Genomic DNA, 26,821 nt, shown 5'->3' on the forward strand with positions numbered 1-26,821 from the left:
CTTCCCGGTGCGGGCACCCACAAACGGGCCAGCGAACGCCGCCCGTGGGTGTGCTGCCTGTCGCAGCGGGTAACGCAGGCAACCTACTCGTATTCAGGCTCAGGAAGGTCGACAAATGATCGAGCTGCCGTCCGGCCAAACCATGCCCGTGCTCGGCCAGGGAACCTGGTACCTGGGTGAGCGCCCCGCAAAGCGGCGGGACGAGATCGCCGCCCTACACACCGGGCTCGACCTGGGCTTGACCATGATCGACACTGCGGAGATGTACGGTGACGGCGCTTCCGAGGAACTCGTCGGCGAGGCGATCACCGGACGACGCGACGACGTCTTTCTGGTCGACAAGGTGCTGCCGTCCAACGCCAGCCGACGGGGAACCGTGCAGGCCTGCCGCCGCAGCCTGCAACGACTCGGCGTCGACCACATCGACCTCTACCTGCTGCACTGGCGCGGCTCGCATCCACTCGCGGAGACCATCGAGGCGTTCGCGGAACTCGTCGACGCCGGTGACATCGGGCAGTGGGGCGTGAGCAACTTCGATCTTTCCGACATGACGGAGCTACTCGAGACGGCGGGCGGGCAAGACTGCGCGACCAATCAGATCCTGTACAACCTCACCCGCCGCGGTCCGGAATATGACCTGCTGCCGTGGCTACGCGAGCACCGGATCCCGGTGATGGCCTACTCGCCGATCGAGCAGGGTCGACTGCTCGGCCACTCCCAGATCGCGGAGATCGCCGCCCGGCACGAGGCCACCCCGGCCCAGGTGGCGCTGGCCTGGGTGCTGCGGCAGGAAACGGTGGCGGCCATCCCCCGATCGTCCAACCCCGAACACACCCGGGAGAACGCGGAAGCGCGAGACCTGCAGCTGACGGAGGAGGACGTAGCGGCACTCGACACCGCGTTCCCGCCGCCGACCGGCCCGCAACCGCTCGAGATCTTGTAGCGTCACCAACCTCCGACTGAGGGTGGGCTTGTGGGAATGCCCTCGAACCCGGAACCCGGCGGGTGCTCGCGCCCGCCGGGTAGAACCGCGGCTGGCCCGCCGCCTTCAGCCTCTTCGTCGGCCAGGTCGGCGAATGATCCGGCGAACCACCCCGAACTGGTACAGGCCAGCGCTGGTGATCGCGTAGAAGACGGGCAGAAGGAGAAATATGGCGAGGCCGAGCAACGGCGCCACCAGGTAGCCGACTACCCCCGCGAGGACGTACAGGACGACCCCGGCGAGGGCCCGGAATCGCTCGACGTGAAAGAAGCCGTCCCTGACCTGGTCCTTCAGCAAGTCGGGGCTCCGGGCCAGGTAGTGGTAGAACGCCAGCCAGCTTGCGCACAGCAACGCACCGATCAACGCGTAAAAGGCGACGGCCACGCGCTGGTCCGCGTTGTTGTGCTCCTGCAGCGCGTGCGACACGACGGCGGTCGGAAACGGTAGCAGGGCCGTGCTGAACAGCACGAACAGGTTCACCCAGTGCAGGCCGCGATCTGTCTGCTGAATGCGGTTGAACGCCGCCTTGTGATTGAGCCAGACGACGGCGACGTACGAGTAGGACGCGAGATACGCGCCATACGACGGCCACTGGCTGAGCAGGCCGGACAGGAGGTGGCCGGGTGGGACGTCCGGTACCCGGAGGTCCAGGACCAGCAGTGTGATGATGATGGCGAAGATGGCATCGCTGAAGGCCACGGCACGGCTGGTATCCGACCGGGTGCTCAGCTCCGTGTCTGGCCCGCTCACCATGCGCGCCTACCCGGTGTCGTCGACCGCAAACGGCCGGGCACGACGCTCCACACCGGGAGGACGCCGCATCCGGCCGCCGTGCGCGCGGCGGCCGGATGCAAGTGATCCGTCAGGGTTTGAGGACAACCTTCTCGCAGTTGTCCTGCTTGTTCTTGAACATCTCGAAGCCGCGTTCTGCCTCGTCCAGCGACAGGGTGTGGGTGATGACCCGGGTCGGATCGATCTCCCCACGCTCGATGCGCTGCAGCAGCGGCTTCATGTAGCGCTGCACGTGGCACTGGCCGGTACGCAGGGTCAGCGCCCGGTTCATCCACGCGCCGGCGGGAAACTTGTCCAGCAGACCGCCGTACACGCCGATCACCGACACGATGCCACCGCTGCGGCAGGAGAGAATGGCCTGCCGCAGCGCGTGCGGACGCTCGGACTCCGAGCGGACCGCCTGCTTGACCCGGTCATAGGCGTAGAGGGCCGCGCTGCCGTGCGTGGCCTCCAGGCCAACCGCGTCAATGCACTTGTCCGGTCCCCGCCCACCGGTCAGTTCCAGCAGCCGGGACCGCACGTCCACCTCCTCGAAGTTCACCGGCGTGTAGCCCGCCCGTTCGGCCATCTGCAGCCGGTACGGCTCCTTGTCGATGGCGATGACCTTCGCGGCGCCGAGCACCCGGGCGCTGTCCATCGCGAACTGGCCGACCGGGCCGGCGCCCCACACCGCCACCACGTCGGTGGACTGGATGTCGCACATGTCGGCACCCATGTAGCCGGTGGGAAGGATGTCCGAGAGGAACAGCACCTGCTCGTCGGTCAGGTCGGACTCGATCTTCAGCGGACCGACGTCGGCGAACGGCACCCGCGCGTACTGCGCCTGACCGCCCGCGAAGCCGCCGGTCAGATGCGAATAGCCGAAGATCCCGGCGACCGGGTGACCGAACATCTTCTCCGCGATCCCGGCGTTGGGGTTGGAGTTCTCGCAGCAGGAGTACAGCTGGGCGGCGCAGGCGCCGCACGCGCCGCAGGCGATCGGGAACGGCACCACGACCCGGTCCCCGACGCGCAGCCGACCTGGATCGACGCCCCGGCCGACCTCGATCACCTCACCCATGAACTCGTGACCCATGACGTCGCCGTTCTGCATCGTGGGCACATACCCATCGACCAGGTGCAGGTCCGAGCCACAGATAGCGGTGGACGTGATCCGTACGATGGCATCGCGCTCGTTCAGGATCCTCGGGTCCGGCACGTCACGGACCTTGACCTTGTTGCGGCCCGCCCAGGTGTTCGCCCTCATGCCTGGGCCCCCTTCGCGAACTCGGCATCCGACAGCGGCTGCGCCGGACGCTGCGGGAACTCCTTGCGGGCCCGTTTGCCCCACGGGGCGCCGTCGGACCGGACCACCTCGCCGGTCTCCAGCACCTGCTTGAGCCGACGCAGGTCGTCGTCGAGCTGCTGGTGCGGCTCCTCGCCGAAGTACCTGGCGACCGCCTTGCCGATCGCGCCGCCCGGGATGTCGTACGACAGGACGACGTGCACCTCGGTGCTCACACCATCCGGGGCGGGCACAAAGCGGACCGTACCGGCGTTCGGCACGTCGGCGTTGCCGGTCGACCGCCACGCGATCTTCTCGCCGGGCGAGTCGTTGACGATCTCCGCGTCCCACTCGACGTTCGTGCCGAACGGGGCGCTGGCGGACCAGTGGCTCGTACGGCTACCGGTGGAGCGGATCTCCTCGAGATGAGCCATGAACGTCGGGAGATTGTCCAGTTCGCGCCAGAACGCGTAGACCTTAGGCGGCGGTTTGCGAATGGTTGTCGTGGCTGTCAGCTCCATGGGTCCTCCTGTGCGGATGCCTCGTACCGCCGGCGCTGAGCCCATCTCCTTCGCCCGGGTGGCCTGTACGGCGGTCAACAGGTCCACCACCGTGATCCCGACGATGGCGCCGGTGACAACGAGGAGCCGCCGCCGGCGGCGCCCGCCCCGGTGGGCGATGGCCAGTCCGAGCGAGGCCAGGTCCATCGCGTCGCCCGCGACCCGGGTCCACGCCCACATGCTCTTGCGCCGGCTCGTCAGGAGCCCGGCCGCGTGTATCAGCTCCCGCGCCCCGACGAGTGGCACCATCGCCCGGGACGTCGAAGAGTCGTCCACTCCGCTGATCCGGCGCACCGTGTCCGGTGCCGCCAGTTGTGCCACGCCCAGGCCGAGGCTCATCCAGCCGAGCCCGCGCCCCCGCCGCTGCACCTCGTCCTGCCTGGCCTTGGCTGCCTCTCGGGTTGCCAGTCGAGTCACGGGTAGTCCTCCGTATCCGGTCGCACCCGCCCGGGCAGCCCGGCTCACGGCGACCCGGGGCACGACTCATTGGGGCCCGGTTACCCCCCGGGAACCACCTGAACCCGCTGATCGGCCGCCGCATCAAGATCACCCTCCCGGTCCGGGCCGTCCAGACGGCGTCGGCGGACTTCGTCGCGGCAACCGGTCGGCGAGCGCCCGAAAAGCCTGCCCGGCGCGCACCGGCCCCGCTCCCACTGCGCAGCGCGACGTCACGGCCGCGGATCACCAGCGGTTCGCTCGTGCGTGCCCGCTCATCCCGCCCGCGATGGGCTAGCCGTCTCGTCCCGCGAGCCGCCGGGTTGGGGATGGTAGCCGTACGCGGCGGCCCGTACCGTTTCCTCGTTCTCCAGCCCGGAGCCGATCGCGCCGCCGACGGTGGCCAGCGAGCTGGTGATCCAGGCGAGCGTCAGATAGTCGGTGAAACTGACCGGTCGCTGCAAGGTCTGTTCCAGCACGGATGTGTCGATCAGCAGCGCCCCGACGAGCACCGTGCCAGCAAACAGCACCACGTAGGACACTGTCGTGGCCAGGGCGAGGGTGAGGATCGTACCCAGGTTGAACAGCCGGGCCAGCTCAGCCGGTGTCTCGCGGTCTGGCTTCTCCCACAGGTCGTGCGCGACGATCAGCCAGGCCACCAACGCGGTCAGCCCGAGCAACATGATCACAGCGAGCCGGAGTCCTCCGAGCGCATCGCCCATCTGCCAGATGGTGTCCGTGGTGAGCGCGAACGCCGCCGTGCCGAACGCGCCGACGAGCAGCTTGGACAGGCCCAGCAGGGCGCGCCCCGGGCGGTTGGCGCGGACCATTCCGGTCAACAGCCGCACCCGGCCGATCAGCCCGGAGGCGACGTACCCCAGATCCCCGTCGGCCTCGTCGACCACCCGGTGGACGGCGGGAATCCGACGTGTCATTTCGGCTGGTGCCCAGCCTGCCGGCGGCACCCGCTCGTCGGAAGCATCGGTCAGCAGTCGGCTCACCAGATCCGGAACGACCGCGCGGGCCGCTCGCAGCTGAGGCAGTCCCAGCGCGGGCAGGGACACCATCGCCACTGCACGGCGAGCCGAGGTCTGCGCGACCAGCGGCACCCGTTCGGCGTTCAGCGGCAGGTCGGTCAGACAGATCGCGACGTCCCACCGGTCGTCGGCACGCCGTTGGGCCAGATCCTCGAGCAGCGCCTCAACGCCACCGTCACGGCGCGGCGCCACCTCACCCCAGCCTTCCCGGATGGTCCACCGCACGTCCGCGTTCACCCGCTCGGCGAGCCGGCCGGCCAGCTCGGCGGTGAGCCGAGCTGCCACCCGGGCCGGGTGGTCCGGCGGGGTCGCCACCAGTCCGACGACGATCTCCGGGCGGTCCTGTTCGCTGTCGGTCATCGGTGCTCCTCACCGGCCAGCCGGGCCCGCCGCCGTCCATCGGCCAGTGCCGGCTCTGGCGTAGGCAGGCGGAGCCAGGCTGCTGTCGGCCCCCGCGGTGGCGTAGGCAGCCTGGCCACGCTGAAAAACACCTGCAGGTTGCCGGTTTCTAGTGTCGACCGTCCGGGTGCAGCAGAACCTTGGTCCAGCCGTCGGTGCGGGCATCGAAGTTCTGGTACCCCGTGGGCGCCTCGTCCAGCGTGAGTTCGTGGGACACCAAGAACGACGGGTGGGCCTTGCCGGTAGCGATGAGGTTCAGCAGCTGCCGATTGTAGTTCTTCACGTTGCACTGCCCGGTTGCCATGGTCTGCCCCTTGAACCAGAACATGCCGAAGTCGAACGGCACCTTGCCCTGCTTCTGTAGCGGGTCCGGCGCTCCCGGGTCCTGAGGCACGTACACGCCGACCACGCCGATCGTGCCGCCGAACCGCACGGAGTGCACGAGGTTGTTCACCGTCAGCCCCGCCTTCTCCTGGCCACCCGGGTCGTGCGCCTGGTAACCGACGGCCTCACAGCCGCGGTCCGCGCCCATCCCGCCGGTCTGCTCCAGGATCTGGTCGACCGGTGATCCCTTCGAATCGTCGATCGGGATCGCGCCGATCTGCTCCGCCAGGCGCAGCCGGTCCGGATGGCGGTCGACCACCATCACCTTGTTGGCGCCCTTGATGATCGCGGAGTACGCGGCGAGCAGGCCGACCGGTCCGCCACCGTAGACCGCCACACTGTCGCCGGGCCGTACACAGGCGAGCTCGGTGGCGTGCCAGCCGGTCGGGAAGATGTCCGACAGCATGACGTAGTCCTTCTGCCTGCTCATGTCCCGGGCGTCCGGCGGCAGGACCAGACAGTTGAAGTCCGCCCATGGCACCCGCAACAACTCGGCCTGACCGCCGTTGTAGGGACCCATGTCGGCGAACCCGTAGGCCGCGCCGGCCATGCCCGGCGCCGGGTTGGCCACCAGACAGAACGCGGTCAGACCCTGGTTGCAGTTGGCGCAGGACCCGCACGCCACGTTGAACGGCAGGCACACCATGTCGCCGACCTTGACCAGATCGACCCCTTCGCCGACCTCGATCACCTCACCCATGTTCTCGTGCCCGAGCACGCGTCCAGACTCCATGTCCGTGCGTCCTTCGTACATGTGCAGGTCCGAGCCGCAGATGTTCGTCGTCGTAATCCGGATCAGCGCATCAGTCGGTCTCTCGATTCTCGCGTCCGGAACCTCCTTGACGCTGACAGTCCTGGGTCCCTCGTACACGACAGCCTTCATCTGTTTCCCCCGTGAAGAATTCGCTCACCGATGAGCCATGCCAATTCTGGCGTTCACATCCTCGCAGACCGTTGCGACCCTTAAGGGCGGTTTGCGCAGGAGTCTCATGACGCCGGACTGCTGATCGCGCCGTTCTCGGCCTGCCACGACTGTTCCTCCGCGACGCGCTGCGCGATCGCCGCCCATCCGTGGGCGCCCGGGTCAGTACCGCGATCATCCTGGCGAGCGACTGCCGCTCCGGTAGCGCGCTTCTCGGGGACGTCTGCTCTGGTCGCGGAGGCTCTGCCCACGCACTCCGGTGAGAACCCAGCGCGCGAGCGTTGGGCGCGCGCCAATGATCTCCCTGGCGGACCCGGGCGGGGCGGTAGGCGAAGCGGTGGGGGCCGGGCCCGGCGTGGACGGCCGCCCGGTAAGCGGCCGTCCACAGTGGTGTCACGAATGCGGAGGGACTGTTCCCAGGTTCAGCGGTTCGTCACCCCGCTGGCAGAGGCTGGCGGGACCCGCTCGAACCGTACCCGGCTCAGCCATCCCGGGAGGTCACTGAGCACGTACAGCTCGCCGTGCACATCGGGGCCGATCGCGGTCGGCTGGGTGGGGAAGTTGCCGATCGTGGCGGACTCGTAGCCACCCGTGGGCTTGGGGCGGACGGCGAACGCGAGGGTCGAGCAGTAGTCGCTCGCGATGTAGGTCCCGTATGCCTCCGGGGTGGCGGACCCTCGGTACACCACGCCGCCGATCACCGAGCAGTTCTCCGTCATGTAGTGGTCGTACTCGAAGACCGGGTCGGTAAGCCGCACGCCCGGCCGGCACTGCGTCTGGTCGAAGACCGGCGTGCCCTCTCGGCAGGACCACCCGAGGTTCGCTCCCCGCTGCGACGGGCGGATGTGGTCGATCTCCTCGACCAGGCCCTGGCCGACGTCGCCGATCCACAGCGAGTTGTCGACCGGGTCGATGGAGAACTTCCACGGGTTGCGCAGCCCGTAGACCCAGATCTCCGGCCGCGCGCCAGGCGTGCGGACGAACGGGTTGTCCGAGGGTACGCAGTAGGGCTTACCCGCGCAGGTGCGGTTGACGTCGATCCGCAGAATCTTGCCGAGCAGGGTGCCGAGGTTCTGACCGCTCTTGAAGGGGTCGTTCGCGTTGCCGCCGTCGCCGAGTGACCAGTACAGGTAGCCGTCGCGGCCGAAGGCCACCTGTCCGCCGTTATGGTTGCCGAACTCGGCGTGCTCCTGGGTGAGCAGCACCTGCAGCCGGTCGGGAGCGCCGAGGGGCACCCGCGCCAGGGTCAGCGTGCCGGCCGGCAGGCTCGTGTAGGCCACGTAGAGGATCCCGGTCCGCGCGAAGTTCGGCGCAGGCGTAATGCCGAGGAGGCCGCGCTCGTTGTCCGACGTGTCGATCCGGGCGGTCAGGTCGAGCACCGGCTCTGCCGCCAAGCCGGTATCGGGGTGGTACGCGCGGACGGTGCCGCTCTTCTCCGCAATCAGTATCCGACCGTCCGGCAGTCCGGTGAGCGCGATCGGACGCTGCAGGCCGAACGCCACCCGTTCGGATACCACGGTCAGCTCGGCGAGTGGCGCCGCACGGGTGTGCGATGGGCCGGCTGTCGCAGTGCTGGCCACCGGCGCCGGTGGCACCAGAAGCGCGGACAGGGTCAGGATGAGCAGCCCGGCCAGCATGGTGGCCGGGCGATAACGCCGTCGCTGCATGTTCAGCTCCTCGAGCAGGTGGGTGGGGGCGCGGTGTCGGCGGATACCGGAAGGACAATCCGGCCCAGGGTGCCAACGCGCCCTGGGCCGGAGTGGTGCCGTGCCGTCGGACCTGCCGATCAGGTGATGGTGATGTCGCTGCACCACATGTAGGTCTGGTCCAGGTGTGACGCCCTCCAGATCACGAACAGGATCTGGTTCCCGCTGCGTGCGGGGAGCGAGACGTTGAACGAGATGTTCTGCGCTGGCGCGTAGCGCCCGGTCGTGGCGATCAGGTCGAGGTTGCCCCACCCGAGCCGCTGGGTGGCCGGGTTGAACCCCTGTTTGGTGACGTAGACCTGGAAGTAGTCAGCGCCGTGGCTGGCCTGGTCGTACATCTGGACCGTGAGGTTGCGGCTGACGGTGGTCGTCTTCCATGCCCCGGGCTTGTTCACCGCGTCGTTCCTGGAGAGGGCGTTGCTGCACAGCTGCCCATCGGGCGTGCGGGCCTGGTACTGGCCAGCGAGGCCGTCCCGCAGTTGACTCATCCAGTTCCACATGGTGTCGGGGTTCGCCTGGAACGCTTGCCAGCACATCGGGTCCTGCTGCTGCATGGCCGGGTTCGTGTGCTGGTTGCCCCAGGTCTTCCAGCACTGGTACGCGCGAGTCGCCGGACTGATGACGGTGCCGTGGGCCTGGGCTGCGCCGGTCCAGGGCAGCGTGCCGACCACCATGGCGAACATCAGGACGAGCGCCTGGAGGGACCGCCGGACGGTTGACCGGGGTCGTCCGCCGGATTGGTCGGACCTGTGTGAACGCACTGTTCATCCTCCGTTCCTCGGTACGAGAGATCAGCATGGGAACGCTCCCAAAGCCACTGTTGCATCTATCAACTTAAATATCAATGCTGATCTATCTATAGGTGGATGTGAAGCAAGCTGTCCGGGATCGCCGGATCGGTGACGGGTCCACGGACTCTGCTCGGCGGCCCGGCGTGGTCAGAGCCCGGCTGCGGCGTCGTACCGGCGGCGCTGGTCGGCCATCTCCGTAGCGGTCAGCGCCTCCTCCTGCGCCAACGTCGCGTACTTGGCCGGGAACATCTCCCGCAGCCGATCAACGAACCTGACGTCGGCTGTCGCCTCGACGACCTGGATGCCCGGAGGGTCGGTGGACAGGTCCATGATCAGAGGGCCGGCCAGCTTGACCGCCACGTCCCAGGGACGCTTCTGCTCGGCGACTCCGCAGAGGTGAAAGCCGTAGACCTTCTGGACGTCGGCGAGGGCGGTGGCTTCTGCCGGCTCGTAGCCGTAGACGCGAACCCCGCAGATCACTGGCGGCTTCTCGGTGCTGTTCCCCTGCTGGGCGCTGTGTCCGGCGTGGTTGTGCTGCCCCGGGTCCGCCTGTTCGAGCGTGGTCCGCATCCGGGCCACGATCTGCGCTTGCAGATCCGCCGGCTCCGCCTCCGGATCGGCCCGGTTGAGCAGTACGACCGCGCCGACCGACACCGCCAGCAGGATCACCGCCGCCCAGAGCGGGCGACGGCCGTACCGCTCCGCGAAACTCTCTCGGGAATCCATGATCGCTTCTCACCTCGTTGCCGGTTTCTGGTGCGTTGGCAGACCGATTCGGATGCCCCGGCATGTCAGCGGTCGAGCGCGTCGGCCATCGGGGCCGCGTGCCGGGGGATACGTGTGGCGGGGGAATGCCCACCCGGCGGAGTGCCCGCCGTCCTGGCGATGGCCCGGCGATGGGCCTGCGCGCGTCTGTCACGGCGACGCGCTGCTGGCCCTGCGATGCTCCCGTGCTGGCCGTTCTCAGCACGGTTGCCCCCGTGCTGCGGCGATATGAGCCATTCCAGCACGTCTGCGTCCACTCTGGCAACATTGACAAGCGTCAGTGCGGATTCGACCCCGGGCGGGCGGGGCGGCGGTGATGCGCCGACCGGGCGTCGCGGTGCGCGACGGCTCGGATGCCGGCGCCGACGCTCGGCCGCGCTGGCGCCCCGCGGCCGGTCAGGTCCGGAGCGGCGCCGAAGGCTTACCCATCGGTTGGTTCCTGCTCGCGCAGGGTCGCGCGGGTCTGCATGAGTGCGAAGCCGAGCAGGTTCAGTCCTCGCCACCGTGCGGGGTCGGCGGCGTGCGGGTGGTCGGCGGTCAGGCCGATGCCCCAGACCCGGTCGAGCGGACTGGCCTCCACGAGCACCCGCTCGCGGGTGCCCAGCAGGTAGGTGCGCAGCGCAGGATGCTGGCCGAACTTCGCCGCGCTGCCGGTCACCACGACGTCGTACCGGTGCTGCTCCCATACCTGCTGGTCGAAGCTGGCGACCTGCCGGCCGAGGGTCTTCGCCGCGTGCGGGTGCCTCACCGTCAGGATCTGGGCGGCCGTCGCCTGGTCACCGAACAGGGTCGCCTTGCGCCACATCATGTAGTGCTCGGTCGTGGGGAAGCGCAGCCCGTCGATGGTGAACGGCGCCGGCCACCACTGACTCAGGCAGCCAGCCCCGATGGCGCCGTCGCGTTGCGGCTGGTGGCCCCAGAAGAACAGGAACTTAACCCGGGCGCCCGAACGCATCTCGCCGGTCAGCTCGGCGACACTGCTCAGTGACGTGGCCATACGGGGGAAGTGTGGGGCACCAGCAGGTTCCGCCGCATCGCCATTACCGAGGCGATCTCGTCACGTCACCGTCGGTGTCGCGCTCGTCGCTGGCCCAACACTATCGGCCGCCGGACGCGCAAATCGAATTGATTCGATATAACATCGCGGCAGGGCAGGGTCACTCCGCACGGGCGTACGACGCCAATGCACTTCATCCACCGGGCGATCCGGGCAGCGGCCGGTGGTCACACCGAGGAGAAACGCAGATGAACGACCTACCCGCTCGACCGAAACACCGAACCAGAGGTGCCGCCAGGCTGCTTCTGGGCGGGGCCTGCGCCCTGGCGGTCACCGTGTCCTCGATGGCCATGGCGACCTTCGCCCAAGCCGATCTCAGCGGCCCGCCCGGGACCACACTGCAGGCCGCCGCCGAGCGCAGCGGCCGGTACTTCGGCGCTGCCATGGGGGCGGACCGTCTCAACGACTCGGGCTTCCTGGCCATCGCGGACCGCGAGTTCGACATGATGACGGCCGTCAACGAGATGAAGCCCGACGCGACCGAGCCCAACCAGGGTCAGTTCGACTTCCGTAACGGTGACGCGATCTACAACTGGGCCACCCAGCACGGCATGCGGGTCCGCGGTCACACCCTGGCCTGGCACGCTCAGCAGCCGAGATTCTGGGGGAGCCTCAGCGGCAGCGCCCTGCGGTCCGCGATGATCAGCCACATCAACGGCGTGATGGCCCACTACAAGGGCAAGCTCGCCTACTGGGACGTGGTGAACGAGGCCTTCGCCGAGAACGGCAGCCGGCGGTCGTCGAACCTGCAGTCCACCGGGAACGACTGGATCGAGGTGGCGTTCCGGACCGCGCGCGCCGCGGACCCGAGCGTGAAGCTGTGCTACAACGACTACAACATCGAGAACTGGACGTACGCCAAGACGCAGGGCGTCTACAACATGATCAGGGACTTCAAGTCCCGGGGCGTCCCGGTCGACTGCGTCGGTCTCCAGACCCACTTCACCGGTGGCAGTTCGCTGCCGGGCAACTTCCAGCAGACGCTGTCCAGCTTCGCGGCCCTCGGGGTCGACGTGGCGTTGACCGAGGCCGACGTCACCAACGCCTCGACCAGCCAGTACCAGGGCCTGACTCAGGCCTGCATGAACGTCCCCCGCTGCGTCGGCATCACGACGTGGGGCATCCGGGACAGCGACTCCTGGCGCGGCAGCGAGAACCCGCTGCTGTTCGACCGCAACAGCAACCCCAAGGCGGCGTACACCGCCGTCCTCAACGCTCTCAACGCCGCCTCCACCACCGTGCCGGGCACGCCGCCGACCACGACCCCGCCGACCACCGCTCCGCCGACGACTGCTCCGCCGACCACCGCTCCACCGACCACCGCTCCGCCAACGACCGCTCCGCCGACCACCGCTCCGCCGACGACTGCTCCGCCGACCACGCCGCCGCCGGGTGCCTGTACCGCGACGTACCGCATGGTCAACAGCTGGAGCGGCGGCTTCCAGGGCGAGGTCACCGTGGCCAACAACGGGGCCGCCGCCCTCAGCGGCTGGACCGTACGGCTGACGCTGGCCAGCGGGCAGACCATCGCCAACGTCTGGAACGGCATCAACACCGGCACCAGCGGGACGGTCAGCGTGCGTAACGCCGACTACAACGGGTCCCTCGGCGCGAACGCCTCGACCACCTTCGGCTTCCTGGTCAACGGCAGCAGCAACGCGGCGCCCGGCGGCCTCTCCTGCACCAGCCCCTGACCGGCGACACGCACCAACCCGCCGCCTCAGGACGCTGACCCGGCCCGGAGCCACCGGCTCCGGGCCCGGGTGCCGTCGTGGTCGGGTCGGACCCGGTCTACGCCGGTCGACCGGCTGCCGGTCGGACGCTTGCCGATGCTCCTGCCTCGTCTCGGGACCCGCTGGTGGGAATCCACTGCCGGCCGACTGAAGCGGACCACTTCGCGTACACCGATATGTATCTATCTAGCCGGAGCTGATGCGGCCGTGCCGGAACAGCTCGAATCGCCGTGGCGCGGGCAACCGCGCAGCGGTGCGAGCGGAAGCACGGCAGCATCGGATGGCCGGAAAGTGCCTGCTGGCCCGGCCCGTGTGGTGGGGGACCAGCCGTCCTGGAGGATGACCATGCGCAATTTCCTCGCGGCGCTCAGCGCCACCCTGATCCTCGGCGCCGCAGTCGGCAGCGTTCCGGCCGGCGCGTCGGGCGCCTCCCCGCCCTCGTGCCCCCGCGGCCTGCTCTTCTGTGAGGACTTCGAGCGACTGGCCCCCGGAGGCCCCAGCACGTTGAACTGGGGCGTCGACACCCGCCACGGCACGCTCACCGTCGAACGTGCCCGTCACGGCAACCAGGTGCTGCACATCCACACGGTCGACAACGGACGCGCCTTTCTGCGCGTCGACGACTTCGCCGCGCCGGGCAACCGCTTCTACGGCCGGATGCGTCTGCGCGTCGATGCCTTCCCCACCGCCCCGGACTGGGCGCACTTCACACTTGTGGAAGCGACCGGCACCGGCAGCGCGGAGGTCGTCCGTCCGATCGGTGGCCAGTACGCGCCCACGGTCCCCGGAACCTTCTGGGGTATCGGCGCCGACGGCGGTCCGACCGGCGACTGGACCAACTGGCGGGAGTCCGCCCCGGTCGCCGAGGACACCTGGCAGTGCTTCGAGTGGAAGATCGACGCGGCGGACAACCGCGTCGCGGTGTGGATCGACGGCGTGGCGAACCCGGAGCTGACCGCCTCCACGAGCGACCACGGTGGCAACGACGTTCCCTTCGTCCTGCCGACGGTCGACACGGTGAAGATCGGCTGGCAGCTCTACCAGGGCGGCACGACACCGGGCGAGTTCGACCTCTGGATCGACGACATCGCCCTTTCGAGTAAGCGGCTCGGCTGCTGACCTGTTGCCCTCGGCTGGCTCGGCGGCTCTCGACACATGTTGTCGCGATGCCAGTTCCGATGAGCGTCCCTGCCGGGGTGCGGCTTTGCTACCGCACCCCGGCAGCGGCGTCGCCGGGCGGGTCAGGCCGAGAGGGGAAGCACCAGCTTCCCGACGGTGTGGCCAGTTTCCACGGCCGCCACCGCCTCCACGCGCGGGTCGAAGGTGAACGTGAGTCGCGCCTAGTGCGGAGCGACTGCCTCGGTGGCAGCAGCCGGGGGCGTGAACTGCGGATGAACAGCGTCCGCACGGGTCCAGAAAGCCACGGCGCGCGTCGTAGGCGTTTCCGTAACCCGCTGCTTCGTCGACGACCAGCGCCACAGCCGAATGAGCGCCGCCTGCCTTGGCGTCGGCGACCGGCCCATCGCTGGAACCGGCAGGCGTTCATTGGCAACGGAGCGATTGCCATCCGTTCGTGCGGTAGATCCCGAATTAGCTGCCTGTCCGGCCTATTCCGGTGGTGGTTGGCGGCGGATGACCAGGAGGGCGATGTCGTCGTTAGGGTGCTCCTCCGCGGTCGTGGCCATGATGTGGTCGCACAACGCCTCGGCTGGCCTGGACCGCACAGCGTCGGAGAGGCGCTCGATGCCGGTGTCGATCAGTTCGCTGCGGCGTTCGACCAGTCCGTCGGTGTAAAAGACGAGCGCCGCGCCCGGCGGTAGGTCCACAACGGTGGTGCGGCGGTTGGTTGACGGTCGGCCCACACCGAGTGGCCGGTCTACCGTCAGGTTGACGGGCTGGGTGGGTTGGCCGGGGACAGCCAGCAGCGGCGGTAGATGGCCTGCGGAGGAGAGGTGCACCCGCGTGCCGTCCGGTGCGATCAGGGCGTAGACGGCGGTGGTGAGGTTGCCCGCTTCGAAGTGGTGGATCTTGCGGTCGAGGGAGGTCAGTGCCTGGGCGGGATCGTCGGAATCGAGGGCGTAGGCACGTAGCGCGCTGCGGATGCGTCCCATGACGACGGCGGATGGCAGCCCGTGGCCGGAAACGTCGCCGATGACGGCGCCGACCCAGCCGGAGGGCAACGTGAACACGTCGTACCAGTCGCCGCCGATGCCCAGGTCGTGCCCGGGTACGTACCGGGCGGCCAAGTCGAGGCCGGGGATGTCGGGTAGCTTGCCTGGTAGCAGGCTGTGTTGCAGGGCCAGCGCTGCCTGCCGGTCGAGGGCCTGCGCTCGGGCCTGTCCTGCGAGGCTGGCACGATCGGCAACGAGCTGCAACAGCTGCACGTCGTCGGGGCCGAACTGGCGCAGGGCCAGGGAACCGACGTGTAGTACGCCGACGAGGTTGCCGTTGGCGAGCATGGGCACGCCCAGCAGGGCTCGTATGCCGGTGGCGAGCAGGATGGGGTTGACTACGTCGTCGGGCGTGACGTTGTGAATCGTGACCGGCGCGCGTGTCGCCGCCACTCGGCCGGCGAAGCCGCGTCCGACCCGGATGCGGAAACCGCGCCGCACTTCCTCCTCCAGGCCCTTGGCCGCTGTCGCGACGAGTTCGCCGGTGTGGTCGTCCAGCAGGAGGATGGTGGCGGTATCGACCTCGAGTAGGTCCCGGACCCGGTCGAGTAGCTCGTCGAGTAACTCGGTGATGTTCAGCCCGGATAGGGCGGCGTCGGTGATCGCCTCGATACGTCGCAGCCGCTCGTCGTTCGTCATCAGCTCGGGATCGGCCACCCAGGCAGCCTAAACGCTGGCACGTCGTCGATGGCACATCCGGAGGAGAGCAGGAGTATCCCGCCTTTGACGTGGGGTACCTTCTGATGTCACATCGACGCGCTCATCGTCCGGCGAGTCCGTTCTGGAAGGCTGTCCGCCTTCGTGCCACCGGTAAGGTCACCGGCTCCACGTCCGACAGGGAGGGGAAGCAGTGGCTAATCCACCGTTGAACCAGCATGCCCCTGGCGCGGGGAAGGCCTTGTTTTCGTCGTCGTTCACCGTCGTGGATTTGACCCGGGTTCGACACGAGGTGGAGGCAGTCAGTCGCCGGTGCGGCCTCGACCGTGACGAGGTTGAGAACTGGGTTATCGCGGTCAACGAGCTGATGATCAACGTGATTCGGCACGGGGGTGGCAGGGGTGGGCTACGCCTGCTCCTGGAGGGGCAGCTCACCTGTGAAGTCACCGACCAGGGGCCGGGCTTCAACACTGCTCGTTACGTTCCCTGCGCCCAACGACCGCCTCTGTCCGACGCGGGAGGAATGGGCCTGTGGGTGGTCGGGCGAATGGCCGACTACGTCCTCGTCGACAGCGGGCCCGCAGGCACCACCATCCGCATCGCGGCACGCACCCGCGACACTCTCAGATAGCGTTGCCGGCCCGGGGCCTGAGGTTGTCCCTGCTGCTGCACGGGGTGCCGCACCTAGCGCGCGAGGTACACCAGGCAACCGACCACGTGGCGGACGGGTGTTCGTACGGCGGATCACCGACGGCGGCGGGCCATCCACTGCCAGATGTGGGTGCCGTTGCGGCTCGGGTCGTTGCGGGCCACGTAGATCCAGGACCAGTGACCGGGGAACTGGTAGCCGTTCCAGACGACGTGGTCGTACAGGGTGATCAGTGATCCGCCGATGAGGTCGTGGGCGTGGATCGTGTTGGTCTCGGGTGGCACGGTGTCGTCGTCGCGCGAGGCGACCAGCCAGGTCGGGGTGTGGATCCTCGACAGCTCCGCGTCGGTGATCAGCGGCGGGCCCTCCCCGCCGAGCGGCTCGACGACCCCGCAGATCGGCACCGACGCGGCGAACAGGTCGGGATAGGCGACGGTCATCTCCAGGGACATGTAGCCGCCGTTGCTGCAACCGACCACGTAGATCCGGTCGGGGTCGACCCGCTCGCGGCGTACGAGGTCCTGGACGATCTCACGGATCAGCGGGGCGAACCGGGGGCCGTCCTCCATCCAGTAGGAGGTGCTCTGCGGAGCGACGACGTACGCGCCGGAGAAGATCCGTTGAGCCTCCGGCGTGGCGAAGCCCAGCGCGCCGCGGTTGGCGCGCAGCGTGGTCTCGTTGTCGTAGTAGTCGTCGGGCAGCGAGGCGCCCTCGCCGCCGCCGTGCAGCCAGAGGATCAGTGGCAGCCGATCGTGCCGGGGTGATCGCTTGGGGGAGTACAACCGGTACTTCAGGCCCGAGCCCGAGACGTGGTGGCTGAAGGCGTCCACCTCGGGGTTCGACAGCCGCCCCTGCGCGAAGCGCGTGATGGTGACCGGCGGGCCGTGTCGCCGGACCAGCGGGGTGTTCTGCGTGATGGTGTAGACGAGGTCCAGTCGGACGTTACGGCCCCTGCTCACGATGTAGCCGAGGGTGCCACCGCCGAGTTGACCTTCGGCGGTGCTGAGCTCCAGCACCACGTTCCCGTGCCGGTCCAGCCGGGCCGCGGTCACCGTGCGGTCCAGGTCGTACTCGCTGAAGATCAGGTCACCGGGAGCGATCGGGATCGGGCTGGTGGCCTTGGCATGCACGGTGAACGTGCCGGGGGTGAGCCCGGCGGGGTCGATCGGCCCGAGCCCGCTGGTGTCGAGGGTGACCGAGGTGACCTGCTCACCGCCGTCGAGCGTTCTCGCGTCGAGGGTGAAGCTCACGCTGGCGCTGGGGTGGCCACCGGCGTGGGCGGCGGGGCCGGGGAGCGCCAGGCCGATGGCCGCACCGGCGCCACCTGCCAGGACGCTGCGGCGAGTGACAGACGTGGACATGTGGCCCCCGTACCTATGTGTAGACGTTTGTCGATGAAATCCCAACGTAACGCCGCGGAGATCCGCTGGCAACCGCTGTCGCTGAGGGCGACCAGGGCGCCCGAGGTGGTTGGAGCTGGGTTCGACGTGCTCACTGGCGGTCGTGCCGCACGCCATCGACCCGCGGTGCCGCCGTGCCTGTTTCCGTCGTGATAGGCGGCGAAACGTCGGCATTGGCGCGTGGTGAACGACGGCTATCCGGAACGGGGCTCCTGCGTCGATCATTGCCCGGAGATAGACATGAGTCACTCTCACCTCCTGGTGTAACGCCCGGGCGCGGAGGGCGAGACGTCGGCACCGGAAGCCGGGCGTACCGAACGGCCCGACTCCGCGTCCCCGGAGGATCGCCATGCCTCGTCCCGCTCTCCGTAACCGGCTCGCGGCGTTCACCGCCGCCGCCCTGACCGCGAGCGTCCTGACGGTGACCCCGCCCTCACCGGCGCTCGCCGCCAGCACGTTCGCCGCCAACGACTACTGCCTCGGCCAGTGCGCCGACATCCTGCCCCCTGGGGAGAACGGCAACGCCACGCTGGTCGCCATCCTGGCGCACCAGGCGCTCGGCACCCGCCCGGCGCACTCCAGCGACCAGCTCGACGAGTACGCGAACCTGGTCTACAACTACGCCGGGCTGACCGACGAGCAGATCGCCCACTTCTACAACGACGCCTCGTTCGGCGTCCCGGCCGCGCAGGTGGAGAGCACCGTCTCGCCGCGCGCGGACGTCACCATCGTGCGGGACAAGGCCACCGGCGTGCCGCACGTCACCGGCACCACCCGCGCCGGCACGATGTTCGGCGCGGGCTACGCCGGGGCCCAGGACCGGCTCTGGGTGATGGACCTGCTGCGCCACGCGGGTCGCGGCACGCTCACCTCGTTCGCCGGCGGCGCGCCCGGCAACCGGGAGCTGGAGCAGAGCATCTGGGCCAACTCGCCCTACTCCGAGGCGGACCTCCAGGCCCAGGTGGACGCGCTGCGCACCAAGGGCGCCCGGGGTCAGCAGCTCTACACCGACGTGGTCGACTACATCGCCGGCATCAACGCCTACATCGACAAGTCGATCGCCGACGACAACTACCCGGGCGAGTACGTGCTCGCGGGCGCCGGCAAGCCGACGCACTTCACCATGACCGACCTGATCGCCACCGCCGGTGTGGTCGGCGGGCTCTTCGGCGGGGGAGGGGGCAGCGAGATCCAGTCCGCGCTGGTCCGGGTGGCCGCCCGGGCCAAGTACGGCACCACCGAGGGGGACCGGGTCTGGGCGGCGTTCCGGTCGCAGAACGACCCGGAGACCGTACTCACCCTGCACGACGGGCAGAGCTTCCCGTACGGGGCGACGCCGCCGGGCGCGACCAGCGCGGTGCTCCCCGACGCCGGCACGGTGGTCGCCGAGCCCCTCGCCTACGACGCCAGCGGCGGGGCCGCCGCCCGCACCGGCGCCAGCACCGCCACCCAGGGGCTGCTCGGCGGTGTGTCCAACCTGCGCGCGCACGGCATGTCCAACGCGGTAGTGGTCTCCGGGCGGCACACCACCACCGGTAACCCGGTCGCCGTGTTCGGGCCCCAGACCGGCTACTTCGCGCCGCAGTTGCTGATGCTCCAGGAGCTGCAGGGTCCGGGAATCAGCGCGCGCGGCGCCGCGTTCGCCGGGCTCAACCTCTACGTGCTGCTCGGCCGGGGCCAGGACTACGCGTGGAGCGCGACCTCCGCCGCACAGGACCTCACCGACACGTACGCGGTGCCGCTGTGCACCACCGACGGCAGCGCCCCGACGCTGCGCACCAACCGCTACCTCTACCACGGGCAGTGCCTCGCCATGGAGGCGCTGGAGAAGCGCAACTCCTGGTCCCCGACGCTTGCCGACTCCACCCCGGCCGGGTCGTACACCCTGCGCGCGCTGCGCACCAAGTACGGGCTGGTCGCGTACCGGGGGCTGGTGAACGGGCAGCCGACCGCGTTCACCAAGCTCCGGTCCACCTACCGGCACGAGGCCGACTCGGCGATCGGCTTCCAGGCCTACAACGACCCGTCGGCGATGGGCAGCGCGGCGGCGTTCCAGGCGTCCGCGGCCAGCGTCGGGTACGCGTTCAACTGGTTCTACGTCAACTCGACCGAGGCGGCGTACTTCAACTCCGGCTCGAACCCGGTCCGTCCGGCCACCGCCGACCCGAACCTGCCCACCAAGGCCGAACCGGCGTACGAGTGGGCCGGCTGGAACCCGGACACCAACGACGCCAGCTACACCCCGGCGGCGGCACACCCGCAGTCGGTCAACCAGGACTACTACGTGAGCTGGAACAACAAGCAGGCGCGGGACTTCGGGGCCGCGGACGGCAACTTCAGTTTCGGCTCCGTACACCGGGCTCAGTTGCTCGACGGTCCGGTGCGCGCCGCGATCGCCCAGCGCAAGCTCGGGCGCGCCGACGTCGTCAAGATCATGGCGGACGCGGCGGTGACCGACCTGCGGGGCCAGCAGGTTCTCGGCGACCTGCTGCGGGTGCTGGACAGCACGCCGGTCACGGATCCGGCGCTTGCCGACGCGGTGGGCAAGCTGCGGGCCTGGCAGCAGGCCGGCACCCGGCGGGTGGAGACGTCCCCCGGCTCCAAGGTCTACCAGCACGCCGACGCGATCCGGATCTTCGACGCCTGGTGGCCGCTGCTGGCCTCGGCGGAGTTCCGCCCCGGCCTCGGGCCGGACCTCTACGCCGCGCTTGTCGACGCCATCGAGGTGAACGAGGCGCCGTCGGGCGGCCAGAATGGCGCGCGCGACGGCACTGCGAGCTGGGCCCTGCAGGGGCAGGCGCACAAGGGCTCGTCGTTCCAGTACGGCTGGTGGGGCTACGTCGACAAGGACCTGCGCACCGTCCTCGGCGAGCCGGTGGCCGGTGGGCTGGGCCGCACGTACTGCGGCAACGGCAACCTCGGCACGTGCCGGCAGGCCCTGCTCGACGCGCTCGGCCAGGCCGCCGCGGTGCCGGCCACCACCGTCTACCCCGGAGACAAGTCCTGTGGGGCCGGCGACCAGTGGTGCGCCGACTCGATCGCCCAGTCCGGGCTCGGCGGCATCACCCACCCCCTGATCGCCTGGCAGAACCGTCCCACCTACCAGCAGGTCGTCTCGTTCCCGGCACGTCGGGGCGACGACGTCGCGAACCTGGCGCAGGGTCGTCCGGCCACCGCGTCGAGCACCCAGTTCCTGACCAGCTACACCCCGGACAAGGCGGTCGACGGCAGCCTCGGCAGCCGGTGGGCCAGCAGTTACAACGACAACCAGTGGCTGCGGGTCGACCTCGGCGCGGCCCGCACCGTCAGCCGGACGGTGCTGCGGTGGGAGTCCGCGTACGCCACCTCGTACCGGATCGAGGTCTCCGGCGACGGCAGTTCCTGGACGCCGGTGTTCGCCACCACCACCGGCAACGGCGGCGTCGACAACGCCACCTTCGCCCCGGTCACCGCCCGCTACGTGCGGGTGTACGGGGTAAAGCGGGCCACCTCGTACGGCTTCTCGCTCTACGAATTCGAGCTGTACGGGAAGTGATGTCGCCCGGAGGGGCGGCGGGGATCACCCGCCGCTCCTCCGGACGTGCCCGTCGACGAACTGGTTGCACCAGCGGGCGGCTCCTCGCCGGCCGCTCGTGCTGGTGGCGCCAGCGAAGTGGCTGCCGCGCCGGCAGGTCACCGCGAGCGAGATGCCGAGGTGACCTGCCGGGCGCGGGTCAGGCGACAGTGCCGTGGACCTCCAGCTCCCACAGCGAGTAGCCGTACGCGGGCAGGGCCCGTTGGGTGCCTTGGACACGCAGGTAACGACCGGTGGCCGAGATGGCGATGTCATCCATGCCGCCGTCGCCGGTGGTCGTGGTGTGCACCGGTGACCAGGTGACGTTGTCCGGGGAGACCTGGACCTGGTACGCCCGCGCGTACGCCGCCTCCCAGGTCAGCCGTACCCGGTTGATGGCGGACGTAGCCCCGAGGTCGACGGTGATCCACTGCGGGTCGGCGTACGCGCTGCCCCAGCGGGTGGTGGCGTTGCCGTCCACGGCGTTGGCCGCCACGTGCGTGCTGCCCGGCTCCACGCTGGACGCGGTGACCGGCCGGCCCCGGGACAGCAGGGTGCCACCGGCGGCGGTGCCGTAGACGTTGACGTCCCACAGCGAGTAGCCCCACTGGGTGGCCCGCTGGGTGCCGTACACCCGCAGGTAGCGGCCGGTGCCGGTGACCGTGAGGTCGTCGACGCCGCCATCTCCGGTGGTCGTGGTGTGCACCGCCGACCAGGTGACGTTGTCCGGCGACACCTGGACCTGGTACGCCCGCGCGTGGGCGGTCTCCCAGGCCAACCGCACCCGGTTGATCGCGTACGTGGCCCCGAGGTCGACGGTGATCCACTGTGGGTCGGCGTACGCGCTGCCCCAGCGGGTGGTGGTGTTGCCGTCCAGGGCGTTGGCCGCCACGTGCGCGCTGCCCGGCTCGACACTGGACGCCGTCACCGGCCGGCCCCGGGCCAGGTCGGTGGCGGGTGGCTCACTCGGCCCGTCCGTCCTGATCCGCACGTTGCGGTAGTTGATGTCCATGCCGGCGCCGTCGTTCTGCACCCCGAGGTAGCCGTTGGCGATGGCCCGGCTGCTGACGTAATCATTGATCTTGATTCCGTTGAGCCAGATCTCGACCCGCTGACCGTGCACGCCGATCTCGTAGGTGTTCCAGGAGCCGGGTGGGTTGAGCGCCGCCGCACGGGCGGCCTGGTTGGGTGCCTGGAGGCTGTAGACGCTGCCGGTGGTGCGCGTCGGGTCGCCGTCGGTGGCGTCGATCTGGATCTCGTGACCGGCGTTGACCGGGCCCCACGGGTCGCCCTGCGGATCGGGGAATCCGATGAAGACCCCGCCGTTGTCGTCGCCCGGCATCATCCAGTCGACCTTGAGCGAGTAGTTGGCGAACGTGCGCACCGGGTACCAGAGCAACCCCATTCCGCCGTTCGACGTGAGGGTGCCGTCGGCCAGGGTGAAGCCGCCCGGCCCGGCCTGCCGCCACTGCCCGAGGCTGGCCTGGGTGCCGTCGAACAGCGGGGTGTAGCCGGGCTCCGGCCGGCAGTCCGCCGCCACCGCGCCGGCCGCCACCTGAATGCCGCCGAGCAGCATGCGGGTGAAGTTCGGATCGGTGTAGCTCTGCTCGGTGTGGCCGAGGCCCGTGTACCAGGAGCGTCCGCCGCCGTAGCTGTGGCACCAGGTGATCGGGTGGTCGCCACCCATCGACCCACCGGAGTACGACGACTCGTCGAGGCTGGCCAGCACCTTGACCGCCGAGCGGGGGTTGGCCCGGTAGTTGTACCACTCGTCGGTGCGGGTCCAGGTCGGCGGCAGGTGTGCGGTGGAGGCGTTGGCCCGGTCCTCGACCCGGACGGTCGCCTGCTGGTTGGCCGGGTGCGAGGCGAAGTACGCCCCGACCAGGCCGCCGTACCACGGCCAGTCGTACTCGGTGTCGGCGGCGGCGTGCACCCCGACGAAGCCACCGCCAGCGGCGATGTACGCCTCGAACGCGCCCTGCTGGGTGGCGTCGAGCACGTCGCCGGTGGTGCTGAGGAAGACCACCGCCTGGTACTGGGCGAGGTTGGCCGTGGTGAAGGTGGCCGCGTCCTCGGTGGCGGTGACGGTGAAGCCGTTCGCCGTACCGAGCTGTTGGATGGCGGCGATGCCGTTCGGGATGGAGGAGTGCCGGAAGCCGGCGGTCTTGGAGAAGACCAGGACCTTGCTCAGCGGTGCGGCCTCGGCCGGGGTCGGTGCCACGGCCGTCGCGCCGGTGGCGACGGTGAGCCCGGCGACCACGGCGGCGGCAACGGCGGCGATGAGGCGTCTGCGCATGGGGGCTCCTTGCGGGAGAGCGGGCGGACGGGTCACGGCAGGGTCCAGTTCTGCGCGGAGGTGCCGTTGCAGTCGTAGATCTGCAGCTGCCGCCCGTTGGTGGGGGTGGAGGCGGGGATGTCGAGGCACCGGTTGGCCTGCGGATTGCGCAGACTGCCCGCGGTGCCGGCCACCCACTGCTGGGCCCCGGTGCCGTTGCAGGTCCACAGGTGGATCGGGGTGCCGTTGGTGGTGCCGCTGGACTTCACGTCCAGGCATTTGCCCAGGCTGCGGATGGTGCCGTCGCCGGGCAGCGTCCACTGCTGGTTGGTCGCGCCGGCGATGCAGTCCCACATCTGGACGCTGGTGCCGTCGGCGGTCGCGCCGGCGTTGACGTCGACGCACTTGCCCATTCCCCGGATCGGGCCGGTGCGGGGGCCGCTCGCCGGGGTGCTCACCCCGGCTCCGGTGAACGTGTAGCTGTCCAGGTCGAGCAGGGCTCCTCCAGTGCCGCCGGTGAACACGACGTACAGGTCGTGGGTGTTGTCGTCGGGCCTGGTGACCGGCGCGCTGATCTCGGTGTAGTTGTCCCAGCCGCCGGTGTTGGGCACGGTGACCCGGGCGATCTCGGGACCGGTCGGCGAGTCGTACCGGAAGGAGGCGACGTTGCCGGCCTTGTCCGAGGAGACCCGGGCCCGGATGCCGGTGATGCCCTTGAGGCTCACCGCGTGGTGCCGGACGTACTCGCCGTTCTGGATGTCACCGAGCCGCCGGCCGCCCTCGGCGCCTCCGGCGTTGATGACCTGGGGCCCGTGCAACGAGACGTAGTGCTCGGCCTGCCACTGCTTGGGCCAGAGGGTGACGTCCTTCTCGGCGGTGAGCGGCACGGTGCCGGCCGCGCCCCGGTCGGTGTAGCCGGCCCGCAGCAGGAAGAAGAGCACCGAGTCCGGCCCGGCGTGCACCGGTCCGGTGTTGACGGTGAAGCCGCAGCCGGTGCCCTGGCCCTCCTCGTGCGCGTGCTCCTGGTGGCCGAGTGCCGCCCGGATCGTCACGTTCGCGCAGGGGATCGTGCCGTCCTGGGCGTCGGCGGCGGTGGCGGTGGCGGTCAGGTTCTCGTCCCAGGAGAACAGTCCGCCGTTGGGAATGCCGTTGAGGGCGACGGTGGGCCGGGTGTTGCCCACGACGACGGTCACCTGGGTGGTGCCGGACCGGCCGGTGCCGTCGGAGACCGTGAGCCGGGCGCGCTTGTCGCCGTTGCTGGCGTACGTGTAGGTCGGGTTCGCGGCGGTGGAGTCGACGGTGCCGTTGCTGTCGAAGTCCCACGCGTAGGTCAGCGGGTCGCCGTCCGGGTCGGTGCTGCCGGCGCTGGAGAAGCTGACCGTCAGCGGGCTCAGGCCGTTGTCCGGGGTGGCCGACGCGACAGCGGTCGGAGACCGGCCACCGGCGACGTAGTTGATTTTGTAGAGGCCGGCGGCGGCATCGCCGGAGAAGTAGCCGTTGCCGTACTCCAGCAGGTAGAGAGACCCGTCCGGCCCGAACTCCATGTCGATCGGGTGGACGAACGACATGCCGGCCAGCACCGGCTCGATGACGGTCGGGTTGCCGGTACGCGCGTTGCCGTTGTCGAACTGGACCTCCTTGATCCAGTTACGGCAGTACTCGGTGATGACCAGCTTGTTGTCGTAGTACTGCGGCCACTTCACGTCCGAGGCCAGGTTGGGGTCGTAGTGGTAAACCTCGGCGTGGTTGGGCGAGCCGCAGCCGCCCGGGCTGTCCAGGGCCGGCCACTCCCGGCTGCCGCCGTGCTGCTCCCAGACCAGCGCGCCCCGGGTCGGCGGCAACTGCTGGAGACCGGTGTTGCGCGGCGAGTTGTTCACCGGGCCGGTGCTGCCACCGCACGGGAACCAGCCGCGCGGTGAGTTGGTGGCGAAGTCCCAGTCGTTGTAGGCGACGTTGGGGCCGCCGCAGTACGGCCATCCGTGGTTGCCCGGCGCCGTGGCCCGGTTCCACTCGTCGTACGCCGCCGGCCCGCGGTTGGCGATCGTCGCTCCGGCGTCCGGCCCGACCTCGCCCCAGTAGAGCGTGTTGCTGCTCTTGCGGTCCACCCACAGGCGGTACGGGTTGCGCACCCCCATCACGTAGATCTCCGCACGGGTGCCGCTGGTGCCCGCGGCGAAGAGGTTGCCCGTCGGAACGGTGTACGTGCCGTTGTCCTCCGGGTGGATGCGGTTGATCTTGCCGCGGAGGTCGTTGGTGTTGCCCGAGGTCCGCTGCGCGTCGTACTGGGCGTCGCGGCTCGTCCGCTCGTCGATCGGCGCCATGCCCGCCGAGTCTCCACCGGAGTTGGTGTTGTCGCCGACGGCGAAGTAGAGGTTCTCGTTGCTGTCCCACGTCATCGAGCCCGCCGAGTGGCAGCAGAGCCGGCGCTCGGTCGGCCACTCGATCAGCCGGGTCTCGCTCGCCGGGTCGAGCACCAGGGTGCTCGGGTTGAAGGTGAACCGCGAGATGCGGTTGACCAGCGGCGTCGTGGCCGGCGAGTAGAACAGGTACACCCAGCGGTTCGTGGCGAACCTCGGGTGCGCGGTGATGCCGATCAGGCCGTCCTCGAATCGGGCGTCCAGTTGCAGGGTCAGCGCCACAGTCGTGGTGCGGGTGGCCGGGTTGTAGAGACGTACCTGCCCGCCGCCGGAACTGGTGCCCCGGTTGATGTAGAGCACCTTGGCGTCGGGCAGGACGGACAGTTCGATCGGCTCTCCCATGGAGAGCCCACCGTCGAGCTTGACCTTCTCGAACTGGGTGGTCGCGGGTGGCGCCGCGGCCGCTGGCGGTGCGGCGACGGTGACCGCCACCAGGATCGGCAGGAGGCTGGCGAGAATGGCCAGGACAACGGCCGCGGTGAGGCGCGGACGTGGTGTGAGCATGGCGTACTCCGGGGTCGGGGTGGGCTGGACGGTCGGGCACACGCGCACCGGTGGGTGCGCGTACGCCAGGGCGGATGGACAAAGCCGGGCCGCCGACGCCGGGCTCGATGGGGCGACGCCGGCCGGCGGGCCCGTCGCGGACCGGCCAGCTCGCCGTCAGAAGGCGGTCAGGTCGAACGTTCCCGGGGGCCGGTCGCGTGCCGGTTCACGTCCCGGTGCTGGTGCCGAAAGCGGCGTCCGTGGTTGCCGTGGTGGCTGGTCCGGCCGGTTCGACGGCGACGACACCAGCGGCGAACGGGACAGCGAGCGCGATTCGTAGCGGCGTCATCATCGTCATCGACACGATCTCCTCTGGATCGTCGTGCGGA

Annotated in this window: 18 protein-coding genes; 5 read left to right on the forward strand and 13 right to left on the reverse strand. The window is 69.6% G+C overall.

Annotated features, from left to right (window positions below):
• Positions 1-115: 115 nt before the first annotated feature.
• Entirely contained in the window at positions 116-943 is an 828-nt protein-coding gene (locus ABZT87_RS24520) for an aldo/keto reductase (RefSeq protein WP_355138362.1), read from the forward strand.
• A gap of 105 nt (positions 944-1,048) precedes the next feature.
• Here ABZT87_RS24520 and ABZT87_RS24525 read toward each other — a convergent pair whose 3' ends face one another.
• From ABZT87_RS24525 to ABZT87_RS24565, 9 genes are all read right to left on the reverse strand, one after another.
• Positions 1,049-1,681 carry a TMEM175 family protein gene (locus tag ABZT87_RS24525; RefSeq protein ID WP_355138364.1) on the reverse strand — a complete coding sequence of 211 codons (633 nt, stop codon included), beginning with the start codon at positions 1,679-1,681 and terminating at the stop codon, positions 1,049-1,051.
• 163 nt (positions 1,682-1,844) lie between these two features.
• Entirely contained in the window at positions 1,845-3,020 is a 1,176-nt protein-coding gene (locus ABZT87_RS24530) for a zinc-dependent alcohol dehydrogenase (protein ID WP_355138366.1), read from the reverse strand.
• Positions 3,017-4,015 carry an SRPBCC family protein gene (locus ABZT87_RS24535; RefSeq protein ID WP_355138368.1) on the reverse strand — a complete coding sequence of 333 codons (999 nt, stop codon included), beginning with the start codon at positions 4,013-4,015 and terminating at the stop codon, positions 3,017-3,019. Before ABZT87_RS24535 ends, ABZT87_RS24530 begins: the two co-directional genes overlap by 4 nt.
• A 293-nt stretch (positions 4,016-4,308) precedes the next feature.
• A complete protein-coding gene (locus ABZT87_RS24540; RefSeq protein WP_355138370.1) occupies positions 4,309-5,430 on the reverse strand; it encodes a hypothetical protein in 1,122 nt (373 codons plus the stop codon).
• Between the two features lie 148 nt (positions 5,431-5,578).
• Entirely contained in the window at positions 5,579-6,736 is a 1,158-nt protein-coding gene (locus ABZT87_RS24545) for a glutathione-independent formaldehyde dehydrogenase (protein WP_354857730.1), read from the reverse strand.
• Positions 6,737-7,197: 461 nt separating this feature from the next.
• Complete coding sequence (locus ABZT87_RS24550; RefSeq protein WP_355138372.1) at positions 7,198-8,442, reverse strand: PQQ-dependent sugar dehydrogenase; 1,245 nt, start codon at positions 8,440-8,442, stop codon at positions 7,198-7,200.
• 119 nt (positions 8,443-8,561) lie between these two features.
• Positions 8,562-9,164, reverse strand: a complete 603-nt coding sequence (locus ABZT87_RS24555; protein ID WP_354857725.1) for a lytic polysaccharide monooxygenase — start codon at positions 9,162-9,164, stop codon at positions 8,562-8,564.
• A 255-nt stretch (positions 9,165-9,419) separates the two neighbouring features.
• Positions 9,420-9,998, reverse strand: coding sequence for a hypothetical protein (locus ABZT87_RS24560; RefSeq protein ID WP_355138374.1), 579 nt, complete (start codon positions 9,996-9,998; stop codon positions 9,420-9,422).
• A gap of 460 nt (positions 9,999-10,458) precedes the next feature.
• A complete protein-coding gene (locus ABZT87_RS24565; RefSeq protein ID WP_355138376.1) occupies positions 10,459-11,034 on the reverse strand; it encodes an NADAR family protein in 576 nt (191 codons plus the stop codon).
• A gap of 344 nt (positions 11,035-11,378) precedes the next feature.
• Between ABZT87_RS24565 and ABZT87_RS24570 the strand changes: the two genes are divergently transcribed.
• Together ABZT87_RS24570 and ABZT87_RS24575 are read left to right on the forward strand one after the other, a co-directional pair.
• Positions 11,379-12,788 carry an endo-1,4-beta-xylanase gene (locus ABZT87_RS24570; RefSeq protein ID WP_355138378.1) on the forward strand — a complete coding sequence of 470 codons (1,410 nt, stop codon included), beginning with the start codon at positions 11,379-11,381 and terminating at the stop codon, positions 12,786-12,788.
• A 384-nt stretch (positions 12,789-13,172) separates the two neighbouring features.
• Positions 13,173-13,946, forward strand: coding sequence for a hypothetical protein (locus ABZT87_RS24575; protein WP_355138380.1), 774 nt, complete (start codon positions 13,173-13,175; stop codon positions 13,944-13,946).
• A 488-nt stretch (positions 13,947-14,434) separates the two neighbouring features.
• Here the strand turns inward: ABZT87_RS24575 and ABZT87_RS24580 are convergent, their stop codons facing one another.
• Complete coding sequence (locus ABZT87_RS24580; RefSeq protein ID WP_355138382.1) at positions 14,435-15,655, reverse strand: GAF domain-containing SpoIIE family protein phosphatase; 1,221 nt, start codon at positions 15,653-15,655, stop codon at positions 14,435-14,437.
• 193 nt (positions 15,656-15,848) lie between these two features.
• Here ABZT87_RS24580 and ABZT87_RS24585 point away from each other — a divergent pair, with 193 nt between their 5' ends.
• On the forward strand, positions 15,849-16,286 hold the full coding sequence (locus ABZT87_RS24585; protein WP_355066576.1) for an ATP-binding protein: 438 nt from the start codon (positions 15,849-15,851) through the stop codon (positions 16,284-16,286).
• A gap of 113 nt (positions 16,287-16,399) precedes the next feature.
• On the opposite strand, the gene ABZT87_RS24590 is transcribed toward ABZT87_RS24585, so the two are convergent.
• Positions 16,400-17,665, reverse strand: a complete 1,266-nt coding sequence (locus ABZT87_RS24590) for a PHB depolymerase family esterase (RefSeq protein ID WP_355138384.1) — start codon at positions 17,663-17,665, stop codon at positions 16,400-16,402.
• A gap of 388 nt (positions 17,666-18,053) precedes the next feature.
• Between ABZT87_RS24590 and ABZT87_RS24595 the strand changes: the two genes are divergently transcribed.
• Positions 18,054-21,239, forward strand: a complete 3,186-nt coding sequence (locus ABZT87_RS24595; protein ID WP_355138386.1) for a penicillin acylase family protein — start codon at positions 18,054-18,056, stop codon at positions 21,237-21,239.
• A 178-nt stretch (positions 21,240-21,417) separates the two neighbouring features.
• Here the strand turns inward: ABZT87_RS24595 and ABZT87_RS24600 are convergent, their stop codons facing one another.
• Both ABZT87_RS24600 and ABZT87_RS24605 read right to left on the reverse strand, forming a co-directional pair.
• On the reverse strand, positions 21,418-23,553 hold the full coding sequence (locus tag ABZT87_RS24600) for a ThuA domain-containing protein (RefSeq protein ID WP_355138388.1): 2,136 nt from the start codon (positions 23,551-23,553) through the stop codon (positions 21,418-21,420).
• A 32-nt stretch (positions 23,554-23,585) separates the two neighbouring features.
• A complete protein-coding gene (locus tag ABZT87_RS24605; protein WP_355138390.1) occupies positions 23,586-26,453 on the reverse strand; it encodes a ricin-type beta-trefoil lectin domain protein in 2,868 nt (955 codons plus the stop codon).
• Between the last annotated feature and the right edge of the window lie 368 nt (positions 26,454-26,821).

Origin of the sequence: Micromonospora sp. NPDC005237 (assembly GCF_040607775.1) — a bacterium.
In the GTDB taxonomy this organism is placed as follows: Bacteria; Actinomycetota; Actinomycetes; order Mycobacteriales; family Micromonosporaceae; genus Micromonospora.

Bases quoted from the DNA above. Each gene is read 5' to 3' on its own strand.
- ABZT87_RS24595 (WP_355138386.1), top strand. From the start codon at position 18,054: ATGCCTCGTCCCGCTCTCCGTAACCGGCTCGCGGCGTTCACCGCCGCC.
- ABZT87_RS24565 (WP_355138376.1), bottom strand. From the start codon at position 11,034: ATGGCCACGTCACTGAGCAGTGTCGCCGAGCTGACCGGCGAGATGCGT.
- ABZT87_RS24605 (WP_355138390.1), bottom strand. From the start codon at position 26,453: ATGCTCACACCACGTCCGCGCCTCACCGCGGCCGTTGTCCTGGCCATT.
- ABZT87_RS24600 (WP_355138388.1), bottom strand. From the start codon at position 23,553: ATGCGCAGACGCCTCATCGCCGCCGTTGCCGCCGCCGTGGTCGCCGGG.
- ABZT87_RS24575 (WP_355138380.1), top strand. From the start codon at position 13,173: ATGCGCAATTTCCTCGCGGCGCTCAGCGCCACCCTGATCCTCGGCGCC.
- ABZT87_RS24545 (WP_354857730.1), bottom strand. From the start codon at position 6,736: ATGAAGGCTGTCGTGTACGAGGGACCCAGGACTGTCAGCGTCAAGGAG.
- ABZT87_RS24590 (WP_355138384.1), bottom strand. From the start codon at position 17,665: ATGTCCACGTCTGTCACTCGCCGCAGCGTCCTGGCAGGTGGCGCCGGT.
- ABZT87_RS24570 (WP_355138378.1), top strand. From the start codon at position 11,379: ATGGCCATGGCGACCTTCGCCCAAGCCGATCTCAGCGGCCCGCCCGGG.
- ABZT87_RS24550 (WP_355138372.1), bottom strand. From the start codon at position 8,442: ATGCAGCGACGGCGTTATCGCCCGGCCACCATGCTGGCCGGGCTGCTC.
- ABZT87_RS24560 (WP_355138374.1), bottom strand. From the start codon at position 9,998: ATGGATTCCCGAGAGAGTTTCGCGGAGCGGTACGGCCGTCGCCCGCTC.
- ABZT87_RS24555 (WP_354857725.1), bottom strand. From the start codon at position 9,164: ATGTTCGCCATGGTGGTCGGCACGCTGCCCTGGACCGGCGCAGCCCAG.
- ABZT87_RS24540 (WP_355138370.1), bottom strand. From the start codon at position 5,430: ATGACCGACAGCGAACAGGACCGCCCGGAGATCGTCGTCGGACTGGTG.
- ABZT87_RS24530 (WP_355138366.1), bottom strand. From the start codon at position 3,020: ATGAGGGCGAACACCTGGGCGGGCCGCAACAAGGTCAAGGTCCGTGAC.
- ABZT87_RS24520 (WP_355138362.1), top strand. From the start codon at position 116: ATGATCGAGCTGCCGTCCGGCCAAACCATGCCCGTGCTCGGCCAGGGA.